Here is a 14,373-nt window from a genome sequence, read left to right as displayed (position 1 = left end):
TATTATCGCCTGATGAATCGCCCCGCCGAGCCTGCCGCCGCTACGCCGGCGGCCACCGAGCCCTCGACCTCGCGCTCTTCATGGGCCGTGAGGGCCGGACGCGTCGTCCGGTTCACTGCGCAACGCGCCAACGAAGAAAAGCTGCTTCAGGTTGCCTCCAGCCTGACTTTCACCACGGTGCTGGCCATCGTGCCCATGCTGGCCGTGGTGCTATCCCTATTCACCGCGTTTCCGGTATTCCAGGAATTTCGCCTTGCCCTGGAAGACTTCCTGACCAACAGCCTGATGCCGCCGTCCGTTTCGGACAACATCATGGAATACCTGAACCAGTTCGCCCGCCAGGCATCGCGCCTGACCGCGATTGGCGGGGCATTCCTGCTGGTGACATCGCTGCTGCTGATCATGACGATCGACCAGGCCTTCAACGATATCTGGCACGTCTCGCGGCAGCGGCCTCTGCCGCAGCGGGCGCTGGTGTACTGGGCCATCATCACGCTGGGACCGGTCCTGGCGGGCGCCAGCCTGTGGGCCACCTCTTTCGTGGCGCGCGAATCGCTGGGCCTGGTGGCGGACGTGCCTGAAATCGTCAGCGTCGCCATTTCCTTCATCCCCCTGATCCTGACTGCCCTGGGCTTTGCCGCCCTGTTCGTCGTGGTGCCCAACCGCGAAGTGCTATGGCGGGATGCGCTGGTGGGCGGCTGCGTGACCGCCATCGTCCTGGAAATCATGAAATCGGCGTTTGCGTATTACCTGACCCGGTTCCCTACCTACACCGTTATCTACGGGGCGTTTGCCACCCTGCCGATCTTCCTGCTGTGGATATACCTGTCCTGGCTGGCGGTGCTGCTGGGCGCCACGCTGGCCTCCAGCGCACCGCTGATCCGGCTTGGCCGCTGGGAAATCAACCGCTATCCCGGTGCGCAATTCGTCGACGCCCTGGATGCGCTACGCGCCCTGCGCCGCGTGCAATCCGCCAAACCGCCTGGCCTGCCCGCGAATGAGCTGGCCTCGCAGTTGCGCCTGCATCAAGACGAATTGAACGAGGTGCTGGAAATACTGAATACCATGGGTCTCGCGACGCGCACCCCCGAAGACAACTGGGTATTGACCTGCGACGCGCGCGATACGTCGATGGCGCCGGTCGTAGACCATTTCCTGCTCGACCGCAATCAGCCTCGCGTCCGCAACGACCCCGAGATATTGCGAGTCGCTTCTGCCGTGATTTCCCAGCAAAATACGCCTACGCTGGAAGAACTGTGCGGAGAAGCGCAGAATACCGAAAATGGCGTCGCTCCAATATTGCAATTGGAAGCGAACAAGAAATAGCAAATGCATTCGGGCGTAGTCCGCCCAGGAGGAACCGATGTTGAAGGTCAGCGAGATTTTGCGCGTCAAGGGCGATACGCTCTATACGGCGTCGCCAGACATGCCTGTGTCCCAGGCCGTGCAAACCATGAGCGAGCAGGACATTGGCTCGCTCGTGATCATGGAATTCGGCACCCTGACCGGCATGCTCACGTTCCGCGAGATCATCCGTCACATGCACGCCCATGGCGGCGCCGGAGAAACCACCATCCGTTCCATCATGGATGATGCACCGGTCAGCGTGTCGCCCAACACCAGCGCCGACGAAGTGCAGCGCCTGATGTTGGAAAAGCATGCTCGCTACATCCCCGTCATGGATGGCCCGACGTTGATGGGCGTGATTTCGTTCTACGACATGGCGCAGGCCATCGTGGCGGCTCAGCAGTTCGAAAACAACATGCTGAAGGCCTACATTCGCGATTGGCCCACGGAAAGCGCCGAACCGGCCAAGTCCTGAGCGCCCTGCCTGCCAGCGTCCCGCGGCGCCTGCCGCGATATGGCTTATCCCCTTCCTGGCCTACACCCCTTTCTGGCTTACACCCCTGCCGGCGCCGCCTCGAACGCGGCGCCGCGCATTTCCGGCGCCTGCCGCTGGCTGCGCCAGGCGTCGTAGATCAATTCGGGGTTATTCGCGGCAAGCAGCGCCGGATCCGACAGCATGCGGCGCCAGCGGCGAGCGCCCGATTGCCCGTTCACCAGACCCAACATCGGCCGCGTCATCACCCGCAACGGCACGCCCTTGGCCACTTGGCGCGCGGCGTATTCGGTCATTGCATCCACCACTTGCGCGTCGCTGGGCAGCCGTACGGACGGCCACAGTTGCAACGACACCTCTGACAGCACGCGCGGCGTATGCCAGGCCGCCCGGCCCAGCATCACGCCATCGAACTCGTCCGCGGCACGGACGGATTGCTCGGCATCGGCAAGCCCGCCGTTCAGCACGAACGTGCAATCCGGGAAGTCCAGTTTCAGCTGCTTGACCACGTCATATCGCAGCGGCGGAATTTCACGGTTATCCTTGGGCGACAAGCCCTTGAGCACCGCATTGCGGGCATGGGCAATAAAAACCCGGCATCCGGTGTCGTAGATCTTGCCGACGAAATCCCGGACGAACGCGTAGGATTCCTCGTAGTCCAACCCCAGGCGGTGCTTGACCGTGACGGGAACATCCACGGCATCCTGCATGGCTTTCATGCAATCAGCCACCAGCGCCGGTTCCGCCATCAGGCACGCGCCGAAAGCCCCCTTCTGCACGCGTTCCGACGGACAGCCGCAGTTCAGGTTGATCTCGTCGTAGCCCCATTGCCGACCCAGCTTGGCGGCGTGCGCCAACGCGTCGGGTTCGCTGCCGCCCAACTGCAGGGCCACAGGATGCTCGGCTTCGTCGAAATCCAGATGGCGCGAAACGCTGCCGTGCAGCAGCGCGCCCGTGGTGATCATTTCCGTATACAAGCGTGCGCGAGGCGCCAGCAGCCGGTGGAAATAGCGGCAATGGCGATCAGTCACGTCAATCATCGGGGCGACGCACAGCCGCCAGTCGGGGGAGTCCAAGAATCACTCTACAAAACAAGGGGATGCGGTATTTTACGGGCTTAGCGGCATTATGTCCGGCAGGGGCGCACCCGCGCCGCCGGCCGATCATCGTAACCCCGCCCGCTATGTGGTCTAAAATTGCGCCGCCGCCGCCGCACACGCATGGCCGAGCGTCCGTTAACCCCCTCACCCCTCTATATCAATGGCCGTATTCACTCCCGTATCCGACGACGACGCGCGCGCCCTTCTGGCGCAATTCGACCTGGGCGAGCTGGTTTCGCTTCGGGGGATTACGGCCGGTATCGAGAACACCAATTACTTTCTGTACACCACGCGGGGCGAATACGTCCTGACCCTGTTCGAGGTCCTGACGCAGGCGCAATTGCCGTTCTACATCGAACTGATGTATCACCTGGCCCAGCGCGGCATCCCGGTGCCGCAACCGCAGAACCTGCGTGACGGCACCCGCCTGACGACGCTGCACGGCAAGCCCTGCGCCATCGTTTCCCGCCTGCCGGGGGGCTACGAACCCGCTCCGGGCGCCGCCCATTGCGCCCTGGCCGGCGCCACCCTGGCCCGCGCCCACCTGGCCGCCCAGGACTTCCCGATCCACCAGCCCAATCTGCGCGGCCTGTCCTGGTGGCTGGAAACAGCGCCCAAGGTCATGCCTTTCCTGGACGCCGGCCAAGCCGGATTGCTGCAGTCGGAACTGGCCGCCCAAGAAGCGGCGGCAGCTACACCCACCTGGCAGGCATTGCAGACCGGCCCGGCCCATTGCGACCTCTTCCGGGACAACGTGCTGTTCGCCGGCACATTCGAAGATCCGCTGATGGGCGGCATCATCGATTTCTATTTCGCCGGTTGCGACACGTGGCTGTTCGACGTGGCGGTCAGCGTCAATGACTGGTGCATCGACCGCGACACCGGGGAATTCGTCCCCGAACTGGTGCAGTCCTGGCTGGCCGCCTACGCCCGCGTACGTCCGTTCACCGACGCCGAACGCGAGATCTGGCCGGTGATGCTGCGCGGTGCCGCGCTGCGCTTCTGGATATCCCGCCTGTACGACTTTTTCCTGCCCCGGCCGGCCCAGACGCTCAAGCCCCACGATCCGCGGCACTTCGAAAGAGTGTTGCAAGCGCGCCACCGCCCGGGCTTGCCAATATTGCCGTAACCGTTATGCCCCCCATAATGGGGTTAGCGCGTCCCTTTTGAGAGATCACCCCTTTAGAGAGCCATGCAAGCAGCATTCCTACCCGCGACATCCGGCTGGCATTGGGTTCGAGACGGCTTCCGTCTGTTCCGCAAACAACCTCTGGCCATGTTCACCTGGGCCATGTTCATCAGCCTTTTGGTCGTCTTCGCCAGCGCGACTCCTCCCGTCGGACCGATCCTGGTCGTGGCGCTGATGCCGATCATCACCCTCATGACGCTTTCGGCGTGCAAGCACGTGGACGCCGACCGCGTCATGCTGCCATCCATGTGGGGCAAGCCCCTCAAGCAGCCCGGGGTGTTCAGGAAGTTGTTCCTGATGGGCCTGCTGTATGCGGGGCTGAGCATGGTAGCGGGCCTGCTGACCTTCCTGCCCTTCATGGACTCGATGGCGGAAGCCTATCGCATCGCTTCGGTCGAACGTTCGCTGGACCCCATCCTGATGGCCATGCGCGTACCGTTGACCATCTTCGCCATCATCTATGTCGTGATCGCCGCGTTGTTCTGGCATGCGCCGGTGCTGGTGGCCTGGCATGGCCTGCGCCTGGTCCAGGCCTTGTTCTTCTCGGGTATCGCCTGCTGGCGCAATAAGTGGCCCTTCCTGGTGTACGGCGCCACCTGGGCCCTGGTGTTCCTGTTCATCGACCTGTGCGCGGGCTTGCTGGTCACGATGGGCCTATCGCCCCAGTTCGCCGGCACGCTGCAAATTCCGTTCAACATCGCGGCGGGCGGCGTTCTGTATTGCAGCTTCTATCCTGCCTATACCTCCGTATTTGGCATCGATCGCGCCAGCTCGCATCTCGACAACGGCCACAGCGCCGAAGCATAGGGCAATGCGGCAGGGCTTCAACGCCCTGCGCACCCCGATCACCCGCATGTCCGGCGCCACGAACGCCACGTCGATGGCGTAGCGCATACCAAAGGTATGCACGCTGGCGCAAGGCATCAGCAAAATGCCGGACCGCCGCCCAGGCGGCCGGCGCCCCAGCAAACCACGCATCCGGCCGCACCAGGTCGACACGCGCACCAACCTGAAACGGTCTACCGGCAACGACGGGCGGCGGTTCATTGCACGCTTTGAAGCAGTTGGACAGCGATCGGGAACGCCAGCACGATGAAGGTGCAGGGAAATATGCAACCGATCAGGGGCAGCAGCATCTTCACCGGGGCCTGCATGGCCAATTGCTCCGCCCGAACATGACGGTCGCTACGGCATTGCGCCGCCTGGGCACGCAATACCGGCCCCAGACTGATGCCAAGCGATTCCGCCTGCGCCAAGGCTGCCGCCCAATTTCGCGCCAACGGGCTATTGCAGCGATCGGCCAATGCCTTGATCGCCGCGGTTCTTGAGACGCCTGCCCGCATCTCCGCCAACGCGTCCGCCAAGCCGTCGCGCAACGCGCCTCGCGGCCCGCTTTGCGCTGCCAGTTGCAGGGCGCCCTGCACGCTCAAGCCTGCCTCCACGCACAACGTCATCATGTCGAAAACGAAGGGCAAATCCCGTTCGATGCTGCGACGGCGCTTTTCGCCCAGGGTGCGCAGCCATAGCGCCGGGGCCACCCCGCCCGCCAAGGCCGCCACAATCATCCAGGAGGCCCAGACGGACGGTGCGGGGTCGGCAAGTGCCGCAACCGCCGCGGCAAGGCCTCCCGCCCCCCCGGCAGCGCTTGCGGACAACGCTGCCATGTGGGCGTAGCTGACGCCTGCCGGCAACGCGGCTTGCTCGATCGCCCGCGTCAGTCGGATGCGCAAGCGCCAGGAACACAGCGGCCCCACCCAAGGGGCAACCGCCGACACCCAGGGCCAGGCGGCCCGCCACCACCACGGCAACGAGGCGGCGGCGACCTGCTTGTCCCGCAACAACGGGCGCAATGCAAACCACGCCAACCCGCCAACGCCCAGGGCCGTCGTCAACATGCCCAATTGCAGCCACATCTTCGCCTCGCTTTCATGTTCAACACGTGAATCGGACCGCACACCGGGTCAAAGGTCGATCCGGATGATGCGCCGGATCAGCACCACTCCCGCGATCTCTAGCACCGCGATGATGGCCAGCACGCCCCACCCCATCGGCGTATGCCACAACAGCTGCATGATCTCTGGCTCCAGCCTGTCCAGCACGGCAAGCAGCAGCAATGGCAGCGCGCCGACAATCCAGGCTTGCAAGCGCCCTTGGGACGTCAGTGCCCGTAACTTCGCCTGCAATTGCAGCTGCGCCCGCAAAGTCTGCGCGATGCTTTCCAGCGCCTCGGCCAGATTGCCCCCGGTCTGCGCGGCAATACGCATGGCGGCGACCACCAACGAAGTGGAATCAGCCGGCATCCGGGCATGCAGGTTCTCTAGCGCGGTATCCCACGGCACCCCCATGCGTTGTTCCCGAAGCATCAGGCCGAATTCTTGCGCCAACGGTGCGCCGCTCTGCTCCACGATGTGCCGCAACCCGGTCGCCAGCGCAACCCCCGCACGCAATGCCGACGCCAGCATCAACAACGCCATCGGCAGCTGTTGCTCGAAGCGGTCTGCCCGCCTGCGCCGTAGCCGATCGACCGTCCAGCGGGGCACGCGGGACGCAAGTCCCGCCGACAGGGCCGCCACGACGCCGCTGCCGGATACGGACAGCGCCAGTCCCGCCGCCAGCACGGCACAGGCGACGGCCGCCGCCCACAGCTGCGCCGGATCGATGAACAGGAACACTTCGCTCAGGCGAACGCCTGCGTCCTGGGTATAGAACTCGCGGTACCGGCGCAAGGCCGGCGCGAACCAGCCCTGGGCATGCCAGGCAAGAATCGCCACGCAGCACATCGCCCCCGCCGCCGCCAGCCAGATCATGACAAGCCCTGTGCAACGCTCGCCGGGCCGGAACGAGCACCGCCGGTTTCCGCAAACCAGGCAGGGTCCAGCGGCACGCCTTCCTCGTTCCATTCCCGCGCGAAGCTGGGCAAGGCGCCACACCCTAAAAAGCCTGCCACGCGGTCGTACCGGAACAACTCCAACAGCTGGATGCGCCCGCTTTCCATGCCCACGACGTCAACAATCGACATCACCACCCGGCGACCGTCCGCCAACCGGGCTTGCTGCACCACCAGATCCACGCTGGCGGCAATGTGCTCGCGCACGGCCGACAATGGCAGGTCCAGGCCAGCCATCAAGATCATTGACTCCAGCCGGCCCAGCGCATCCCGAGGGGAATTCGCATGCAGCGTCGTCAAGGAGCCTTCATGCCCGGTATTCATGGCCGTCAACATGTCGAACGCCTCGGCCCCCCGACACTCGCCGACGACGATCCGGTCGGGCCGCATGCGTAGCGCGTTGCGCACCAGTTCGCGGATATCGATGTGCCCTCTGCCCTCCTGGTTGGCGGGGCGGGCCTCCAGCGCAACCAAGTGATCATGATTCAGCCGCAGCTCCGCCGCGTCTTCGATCGTGACGACGCGTTCGCCGTCCGGAATCTCGTTTGAAAGGATGTTCAGCAACGTCGTCTTGCCGGACCCGGTCCCGCCCGATACCACCAGGCTTTTACGCATCCGGACGCATACCGCCAGAAACTGCGCCATGCCGTCGCTTAACGAAGACGCGGCGATCAGATCGGCCATCTTGGGCCGTCGCTGCGGGAATTTTCGGATGGTCAGGCTTGCTCCTTTCATGGCGATAGGCGGAATGATGGCGTGCACGCGCGATCCGTCAGGCAGACGGGCGTCGACCATGGGCGAACTCTCGTCGATGCGCCTGCCCAGCGGCGTCACGATGCGTTCGATCACCCAACGCACGGATTGCTCGCTGGTGAAGGCCGCGGGATGCCGCCACAGCCGGCCGGCACGTTCGACGTAGATCTCGTCATAGCGATTGACCATGATTTCCGTAATGTCGGGCGCCGCCAGCAAGGGCTCCAGCGGCCCCAGGCCAACGGCTTCATCCAGCACCTCGCGGCACAGGGCGGCCCTGTCCACATCGGAGGACAAGTCAGGATCCGTGGCGACGATCTGGGTCAGCAGACGTTCCGCTTCCGCACGCAATGTGCCATCGCTCATGCCAGCCACATCGCGTCGGCGCAGATCCAGCCCATCAAGCAGCGCTGCGTGCAATCGTCGGCGTTCCTGAAGCCGTTGAGGCGCCACCGGCTGCGCGATCCTTGCTGCGTGCGGCAACACCGAGACGGACGCAGGGCTGGCCGCCACGGACTCGGCGGCCTCGTGCGCCTGAGCATTGGCCGTGGGTGCGGCACTGGACGAGTCCCATTGCACCCTCAGACGGCAGGGGCCGATCAGAATGTCGTCATCAGGCAGCACCGGCGCATGTCGCACTACCCTGACGCCATTCACCATCGTGCCGGCGAGCGTGCCCAGGTCCTCAAGGACGATATCGGCATCCTCGCGCGACAGGCGAGCATGCTGCCTGCCGACCCGCCAGTTCGCGATACGCAGGTCGCACTGCGCGCTCCGTCCGATCAATACCGGCGCCGCAGCCGCCAGGCGGCGAACGCCCGCGTCCTCGAAAGTCATCTCAATATCAAGCATCGTCTTACTCCCGAAGCAGGGCCTGAGTCACGTCGTCGCCGGCCGCCCATTGGGAACCGGCCCCCGAATAGGGATCCCAACCTCCCGTTGCCAATGGCACCGCGGTGCCCAAACGGGGCGGCTCGGGAAATGTGGCGTTCAGCACGTCGCGCCCACGCCGTATCCGGTCCGCCATGGCAGGTTCACTTTGCGACACGATCTTTGGCGTCACGAAAATCGCCAATTCAGTTTCTCGCTGTTGATAGCGGCGCGACGCAAACAGCGCCCCCAGGATGGGAATGTTCTGCAGCCAAGGCAAACCGCTGACTTCTTCCCCTTGCTCCCTGGATAGAAACCCGCCGATGACCAGCGTATTGCCCGAGCGCACGTTGAATTCGGTGGACGCGCGCCGGGTGCGCAACGCCGGACCGCCGGCCACGCTAAGCGAAGCATCCACCGAACTGGCTTCCACTTCGATCAACGAGCGGATTACCCCGTTGCGGTCGATGCGCGGCGTGATGTTGAGCGATACGCCATACGGTTTGAACAACGTCGTGGGATTGCCGCGCGAATCGGTCGACACGTAAGGCACTTCCCCGCCAGCCAGGAACGTTGCGCTGGAACCGCTGCGCGCAAGCAGTTGCGGTTGGGCCAACATCACGGCCTCGCCGGTTTGCGCCAGTGCGGCGATTCGCGCGGACAACAACGCATTGACGCCGAAATAGCCCGCAGCCGACGATATCGGCCCTGCGGTCTCGATCACCGCTTCTCCGGGCCGGGTCATCCTGCCCAGCGCTCCCGCGTCCCACGCCAGGCCCGCGTTTATCCCCCCTTGCGTCATGCCATCCCAGCGCACGCCGAATTCACGCAGCCTTGAGGTGGGAATCTCGACCACCTGCACATCCAGCAACACCATGCGGTCCCAGCCCACTTGCCCGGTGAAGTCGAGCACCGCGGGATACCGTTCAGCCAGGGCGGCAATACGGGACCTGTCGTCATCGGACAGATCGTCGCCTTCGATCAAGATGCGTTCGCCCACGCTAGTGCTGCGCGCGCCCGGGATTCGGGCAAGCAAGGCCTCGACTTCCGCGCGCAAGCGCGGTGCGCCCGCAGCGACGACCCGCATTTCGTAGGCGGTCGGCCGCCCCTTCGCGGTCCAGACGTGTACCGAAGAGATGCCTTCCGCGCGGGCGAAAATCACAACATCACGGCCTTCCGCCGCCACGGCGCTCAGCACCTGCCCGTTGCCAATAGCCACCCTTTTCACGCCGGGATGCGGTAGCACGCGCGTCTCGCCCACTTGGAGTTGCAGCACTTCCATCTCGGCCCACGCGGCGGGCGCCCACAGACACAAGCCCATCGCGCCAAGGATCAACACGATACGTCTCATGGCCGCCCCGTCTCGAAGGTGGTCATCGCGGCATGGCCTTGGGGAACGACAAGAGCTTGCGCATCCACCCGGTCTCCGTAAAGGATGCTCACGCCAGGAGTCGGCTCGGGCTCGGCATCCAGACCAACAAGGGACGCCAGATCCGTCTGGGCCGACGCCTTCACGGCAGCCGCATCATCACGGTGCCGCAGCATTGCCGTCAGCGAGCCCGCCTGCCTGGCCGCGATGAAACGCACCGCTTCGTCCGGCTCGGCAGCCAGCGTGATGTTGCCCACGCCCACGCCGTCGGAATCGGCCTCTGCCCCCACGGTCAGCACTCGCATGCCTTGCAACAACGGAACGGTGAGCTCGCGCTGGCGATGTGAAAAACTCACGTAGATATCGATCAGATCGCCGGCGCGCAACATCTCGGCCAACCCTCCGAGATCGCCCGCAGCGACGGTAAGTGCCCGTTGGCCAGACCGAAGCCTCGACGCCAACGCGGGCGCCGGAGGGGTGAAGGTCAGGTGCGTCTTCAAGAGGGGTTCCCCGTGTGCCACGTCCGCCGCCAGGGTCGCCCCCAGCAGGCTGCTCAGATCCAACGGATCCAGACTGGCGCTGGAGGCCCACTGCACGGGGATTTCGCGCACGGCCAGATGCATGTCTTCCAGCCGCGTGCCCGCAGGCAAGTCATAGGCAGCCACCAAGCGTTCCACGACAGGGGTACGGGCTTGCGCCTCCAGCGCCTGCACGCGTTGCTGCACGTGCTCGCGCACGGCCCACGCCGACACCAGGCCCGCCGTCAACGCCAGGCCATAGACGCCCACGCGGCGCAAGCGCTGCACGCCGTGAATGATCAAGGCCTTCATGACGCCCATCCCCTGACGCGCAGGCCGCTGCCGGAATCCAGCGGCGCCACGGAAATCCGCAGACGGTGGCTGCCCCGTGCCCAAGCCTGCACCTTGCCGTCGCCGGCCTGACGCCGCCATCCATTCTGCAATAGGCGCGCATCCAGCACGGACATCATCCGCGCTGGTGTGAACGCATGCTGCCAGATCCGTTCGGTCACCCTGACGCCTTCGTCCATGACGGCTAAATCCAGCCGCAAGCGTGAACCTTCCGGCAACCACGCGGGCTCGGGCGAGTCCCGCGACGATGCCTGAGATGCCGCCACAAGGCGCAACGTGGAAATACTGCCTACCGTGCGCCCAGCACCGGCGTCCTCCATCTGCACCACCCACTGCTCGTCGCCGATCGTGCCGGAAAGGATCAACTGCCCGGGCAGCACGTTCAAATCAACCAATGCGGACTGCTGCCGCGACAGATGGCGAACCAGGTCCGGCGCTTTCATCGGCACGTCAAACACAAGAACCTCGGCCGGTTGGCCATACAGCCACAAGCGATCGGCCAGCAGCGCATGGCGCGCGCCGTCGGGAAACCGCAACCGGTTCAGTGACGACATCTTGGGCTTTGGCAACGCTCGATCATCCGACGCCGGCGCGGCTATCAGCCCCGTTGCACACGCCATCAAACCGCCGGCCAGCATCAATCGGCACGAACCAGCAAAGGCGCGTCCCTTCCGCAGCAAGCACGCAAGCATGTACGCGTTCATCGATTCTTCCCCCCATGTCTTCCCAACCGATCCGCAGGCACAACGTCTTCCCACGCCGAGAGCCAGTCCGTCGACACCGAAGGCCTGCCCCAAGGGCCGTCCATGCGTTGCACTAGCGCCCCCACCCGACGCGCCTGCGTCAGCGACCCGCGTTCAGCCTGCCGCCATGCCGTGGGCGCATTGGCTATCCGACGACGCGCATCGGCGTCCCCATCGGCATACCCGGCGCCAATCGCCACCCGCGTCTGGCGGATGATCCGGAGTGCAAGCGGGGCATCCACGCGCAGCGGCACCGCTTGTGCTTGCACCGTCAACAACTGCAATCCCACGCCAAACCACTCGTCCTGCAAAGCGCTCAGGCCGGGCGTGGCGATACCCCGCAACGGCTTGCCCTGCTTCGTCAGCACCGTAGCCGCGCGAGACCACGAAGGCGCCAGCGGCTGCCCTAGCGCTCCGGACATCACCGCCTTGCGGCTGGCCTGGGACATCTGCTGCGCTGAAAATTGCAGGCCACCAATGCCAGCCACGGCCCAGACCATCACCGCCATCAGCGGCAGCAGCAACAGTGCTTCCAACATGGCCTGGCCTTGCTGACGAACGATGTGCCGTTTCCTCGTCCGCATCGTCGTCATGGGGATCTCCTGGCAAGCAAGGCTTCCTGGGAATTGACAGCGGATAAACGCGCTTGCCAGTACGGCCGAAACAGCGTGGCGAATTCGCCGCACCCATCCGCGCGTTGTTCAGGCCGCAGGAAATAAGTCTCTGCGGCGCTGGTTACCGTGATGGCGCCTGCCTGCCCCACACCGGCGTATCGGAACAGGCCGGCTGGCGGGGACAGCGCGCTGTCCGCGTCCGTGGTTTTCAACACGGCACCCGCAAGGCTCACCCCGACCGCAAAACGCAAAGAATCTCCCATGCGCGAGGCGGCGACCTCTCGAAAAACGGGCAGCCCGCCGCCCGGCCATCGCTGCGCGGATGCCATCGCGTACGAATTGGCCATCGGATTCGTGATGCCGCTGACGAGGTCCCACGACGTCGATTGCTCCACCCACCGCCAGAAGTCTGCCTGTGAAAAATCCACGGGCGGTTCTTCGACGTATTCCACGCCTTCAGGCGCCTTGCTCTTCTGGCCTTGCGCGGTGCCCCAACCCATTGCGTACTCGCGGTAATAGCAACCGATCCAGCGATTGGACCGCAGCGCATGGAATGACTGCGTGTCCAAGGCCCCCCACCGGCCATCCGGCCCAAGCCAGGTCGATCCACGACGACGCAGTTCGTGCCGAAAGAACGGGCAGCGTGTACTGACAAGCCATGGATTGCGTCGCGTGTAATTCCTTTTCTTCAGGAACCCGTAACGCTCAGCCGCCTGCTCGACCGCTGGTCGCAGGCCAGATTGGCGCGTAGCGGCACTGCGTTCAATGAATCCCGGCCATGCATCCGACAGCATCTGCAACGTCAATCCCTGCGCGCCCGCGCTTGCCTCCGCTCCGTCCTCCGAGAAATTGGCGGCAAGCACCTCGCGCATGACGCGGTCGCGGGATGCAGGCAATTCCGTCATGGCGGACGCCGCAGCCTTTTCAAGCACCTGATACACAACACGATCATGTTGCGCGAAGGCGCCGGCCAGCCGCGCCTCGGCGTCGGGCAGCGCCTGGCCTGCTCGATAGGCCAGCCCCATGTCGGGGCCAAACAACATCGCGATCAAGCTGACGGGAGGATTGCCGCGGTTGCGCTGCGACTGCAGCGTGCGGCCATACTGCGCGGACGCCGCCAGCGTCACCAGATGCGCCATCGCAACCTGATGGGCGATCTGCGTCCGGTTGACATAAGCGATGGCGTTCAGCGTGCGCGCTTGTTCAAGCGCGCCACTATAGGCGGCCGCATCGGCGGCGTGCGTCAGCCGGACCCGGCCTTCGACCGTTTGGCCCAGGTTGTAAAGCACAACCAGGGACACCACGGCGACCGCCACGATCAGCATGCCCAAGACCAACGCTTGGCCATGCTGACGGACGGCATGCGTACGCCTTGGCAGCGTCACTTCGCATCCGCCGCGTTGCCGGTAAAGGACTTGAGCGAACGTGCCTTGGTCTGAGCCGCGGCCTTCTGCGCCGCCTGCTGCGCCGCGCGACTCTGCGTGCTGCCGTCTTCGCCCGCGAGTTCGCGGGCCATGGCGGCGGTTTGGGAACGCACGACTTGCCCGAAATACTGATAGACGGCAATTGCGGCCACCGCGACCAGCGCGACGACCACGATGTACTCGGTCATGCCTTGGCCCAACTGACGCTTACGAATGCCCCACATGTCTGCTCTCCGATGCAATGAATGTGGGATTCAGTGTCGGCGTGGCAGGCAGGGACGACAATTCGCAGATGCCGAGGCGGGCAAAATGGGCACAGGTGCATTGACACGCCTGAATAGCGCGTCCCAGGCGCCAAGGAAAGCCCGGCCGAGCGACTTTCTGCCACGCCGAGCCCTGCGAAAAACGTCAACCGGGAAATCTTGTAACCCGCTAATTTTTCAGGGTTTTCCCTATTGCCGAGGCCCTACCTCGGCAGTAGATTGGAGTTGCCGGGCTGTCTGACACCCATCGCGTGCGAAGCCGGGCAGGAGCGCCCCAGACTCATCTAGAGCTGGGGCGCTCTTCCATTTCTGCGCGGGCTTTGGCGCGCAGCTTGAGCGCTCATTTCGTGCATTCCCCGCTCCCGTCCGCGCCGGGTTCCGCTCGCCGCTTCAGCGTGCCGAAATGCCGACTAGTCCCCCACCTATCGTTACGCCCAACCCGATGGCCAACA

At 64.6% G+C, this 14,373-nt stretch carries 14 protein-coding genes and 1 pseudogene; 4 read left to right on the top strand and 11 right to left on the bottom strand.

What is annotated here, in order from left to right; genetic code table 11:
* Nucleotides 1-12 precede the first annotated feature (12 nt).
* Entirely contained in the window at nt 13-1,326 is a 1,314-nt protein-coding gene (locus CQ050_RS26355; RefSeq protein ID WP_105559794.1) for a YihY family inner membrane protein, read from the top strand.
* A 37-nt stretch (nt 1,327-1,363) separates the two neighbouring features.
* On the top strand, nt 1,364-1,822 hold the full coding sequence (locus tag CQ050_RS26350; protein ID WP_042792875.1) for a CBS domain-containing protein: 459 nt from the start codon (nt 1,364-1,366) through the stop codon (nt 1,820-1,822).
* A gap of 77 nt (nt 1,823-1,899) precedes the next feature.
* Here the strand turns inward: CQ050_RS26350 and dusA are convergent, their stop codons facing one another.
* Nucleotides 1,900-2,916 carry a tRNA dihydrouridine(20/20a) synthase DusA gene (dusA, locus tag CQ050_RS26345; RefSeq protein ID WP_105559793.1) on the bottom strand — a complete coding sequence of 339 codons (1,017 nt, stop codon included), beginning with the start codon at nt 2,914-2,916 and terminating at the stop codon, nt 1,900-1,902.
* A 184-nt stretch (nt 2,917-3,100) separates the two neighbouring features.
* Between dusA and CQ050_RS26340 the strand changes: the two genes are divergently transcribed.
* Together CQ050_RS26340 and CQ050_RS31185 are read left to right on the top strand one after the other, a co-directional pair.
* The gene (locus tag CQ050_RS26340; RefSeq protein ID WP_105559792.1) at nt 3,101-4,069 is read left to right on the top strand and encodes a homoserine kinase; all 969 of its coding nucleotides are present in this window, start codon (nt 3,101-3,103) and stop codon (nt 4,067-4,069) included.
* A gap of 63 nt (nt 4,070-4,132) precedes the next feature.
* On the top strand, nt 4,133-4,936 hold the full coding sequence (locus CQ050_RS31185) for a BPSS1780 family membrane protein (protein ID WP_233214296.1): 804 nt from the start codon (nt 4,133-4,135) through the stop codon (nt 4,934-4,936).
* A 6-nt stretch (nt 4,937-4,942) separates the two neighbouring features.
* On the opposite strand, the pseudogene CQ050_RS31350 reads toward CQ050_RS31185, so the two are convergent.
* The 10 genes and pseudogenes from CQ050_RS31350 to CQ050_RS26280 form a co-directional block, all read right to left on the bottom strand.
* Nucleotides 4,943-5,107: pseudogene (locus CQ050_RS31350) on the bottom strand (DUF192 domain-containing protein); the annotation flags it as partial.
* Between the two features lie 65 nt (nt 5,108-5,172).
* Nucleotides 5,173-6,042 carry a type II secretion system F family protein gene (locus CQ050_RS26320; RefSeq protein WP_105559788.1) on the bottom strand — a complete coding sequence of 290 codons (870 nt, stop codon included), beginning with the start codon at nt 6,040-6,042 and terminating at the stop codon, nt 5,173-5,175.
* A gap of 48 nt (nt 6,043-6,090) precedes the next feature.
* A complete protein-coding gene (locus tag CQ050_RS26315; RefSeq protein ID WP_105559787.1) occupies nt 6,091-6,936 on the bottom strand; it encodes a type II secretion system F family protein in 846 nt (281 codons plus the stop codon).
* Nucleotides 6,933-8,621 carry an ATPase, T2SS/T4P/T4SS family gene (locus CQ050_RS26310; protein WP_105559786.1) on the bottom strand — a complete coding sequence of 563 codons (1,689 nt, stop codon included), beginning with the start codon at nt 8,619-8,621 and terminating at the stop codon, nt 6,933-6,935. Before CQ050_RS26310 ends, CQ050_RS26315 begins: the two co-directional genes overlap by 4 nt.
* A gap of 4 nt (nt 8,622-8,625) precedes the next feature.
* Nucleotides 8,626-9,990 carry a type II and III secretion system protein family protein gene (locus tag CQ050_RS26305; protein WP_105559785.1) on the bottom strand — a complete coding sequence of 455 codons (1,365 nt, stop codon included), beginning with the start codon at nt 9,988-9,990 and terminating at the stop codon, nt 8,626-8,628.
* Nucleotides 9,987-10,838, bottom strand: a complete 852-nt coding sequence (gene cpaB, locus CQ050_RS26300; RefSeq protein ID WP_199196938.1) for a Flp pilus assembly protein CpaB — start codon at nt 10,836-10,838, stop codon at nt 9,987-9,989. The genes CQ050_RS26305 and cpaB overlap by 4 nt, the downstream gene beginning before the upstream one ends.
* Nucleotides 10,835-11,515 carry a hypothetical protein gene (locus tag CQ050_RS26295; RefSeq protein ID WP_233214308.1) on the bottom strand — a complete coding sequence of 227 codons (681 nt, stop codon included), beginning with the start codon at nt 11,513-11,515 and terminating at the stop codon, nt 10,835-10,837. Before CQ050_RS26295 ends, cpaB begins: the two co-directional genes overlap by 4 nt.
* Before the next feature lie 62 nt (nt 11,516-11,577).
* Nucleotides 11,578-12,213 carry a pilus assembly protein TadE gene (locus CQ050_RS26290; protein WP_105559782.1) on the bottom strand — a complete coding sequence of 212 codons (636 nt, stop codon included), beginning with the start codon at nt 12,211-12,213 and terminating at the stop codon, nt 11,578-11,580.
* The gene (locus CQ050_RS26285) at nt 12,210-13,619 is read right to left on the bottom strand and encodes a pilus assembly protein TadG-related protein (protein WP_105559781.1); all 1,410 of its coding nucleotides are present in this window, start codon (nt 13,617-13,619) and stop codon (nt 12,210-12,212) included. Before CQ050_RS26285 ends, CQ050_RS26290 begins: the two co-directional genes overlap by 4 nt.
* On the bottom strand, nt 13,616-13,882 hold the full coding sequence (locus CQ050_RS26280; RefSeq protein WP_105559780.1) for a hypothetical protein: 267 nt from the start codon (nt 13,880-13,882) through the stop codon (nt 13,616-13,618). Before CQ050_RS26280 ends, CQ050_RS26285 begins: the two co-directional genes overlap by 4 nt.
* Between the last annotated feature and the right edge of the window lie 491 nt (nt 13,883-14,373).

The organism is Achromobacter sp. MYb9 (assembly GCF_002975275.1).
GTDB lineage: Bacteria > Pseudomonadota > Gammaproteobacteria > Burkholderiales > Burkholderiaceae_B > Achromobacter.
The sequence above is the reverse complement of the archived record's forward strand: the minus strand, read 5'-3'. Positions and strand labels throughout refer to the sequence as shown.

Bases quoted from the DNA above. Each gene is read 5' to 3' on its own strand.
- CQ050_RS26320 (WP_105559788.1), bottom strand. From the start codon at position 6,042: ATGTGGCTGCAATTGGGCATGTTGACGACGGCCCTGGGCGTTGGCGGG.
- CQ050_RS26340 (WP_105559792.1), top strand. From the start codon at position 3,101: ATGGCCGTATTCACTCCCGTATCCGACGACGACGCGCGCGCCCTTCTG.
- CQ050_RS26310 (WP_105559786.1), bottom strand. From the start codon at position 8,621: ATGCTTGATATTGAGATGACTTTCGAGGACGCGGGCGTTCGCCGCCTG.
- CQ050_RS26355 (WP_105559794.1), top strand. From the start codon at position 13: ATGAATCGCCCCGCCGAGCCTGCCGCCGCTACGCCGGCGGCCACCGAG.
- CQ050_RS26315 (WP_105559787.1), bottom strand. From the start codon at position 6,936: ATGATCTGGCTGGCGGCGGCGGGGGCGATGTGCTGCGTGGCGATTCTT.
- CQ050_RS26290 (WP_105559782.1), bottom strand. From the start codon at position 12,213: ATGACGACGATGCGGACGAGGAAACGGCACATCGTTCGTCAGCAAGGC.
- CQ050_RS26305 (WP_105559785.1), bottom strand. From the start codon at position 9,990: ATGAGACGTATCGTGTTGATCCTTGGCGCGATGGGCTTGTGTCTGTGG.
- cpaB (WP_199196938.1), bottom strand. From the start codon at position 10,838: ATGAAGGCCTTGATCATTCACGGCGTGCAGCGCTTGCGCCGCGTGGGC.
- CQ050_RS26350 (WP_042792875.1), top strand. From the start codon at position 1,364: ATGTTGAAGGTCAGCGAGATTTTGCGCGTCAAGGGCGATACGCTCTAT.
- CQ050_RS31185 (WP_233214296.1), top strand. From the start codon at position 4,133: ATGCAAGCAGCATTCCTACCCGCGACATCCGGCTGGCATTGGGTTCGA.
- CQ050_RS26280 (WP_105559780.1), bottom strand. From the start codon at position 13,882: ATGTGGGGCATTCGTAAGCGTCAGTTGGGCCAAGGCATGACCGAGTAC.
- CQ050_RS26295 (WP_233214308.1), bottom strand. From the start codon at position 11,515: ATGCTGGCCGGCGGTTTGATGGCGTGTGCAACGGGGCTGATAGCCGCG.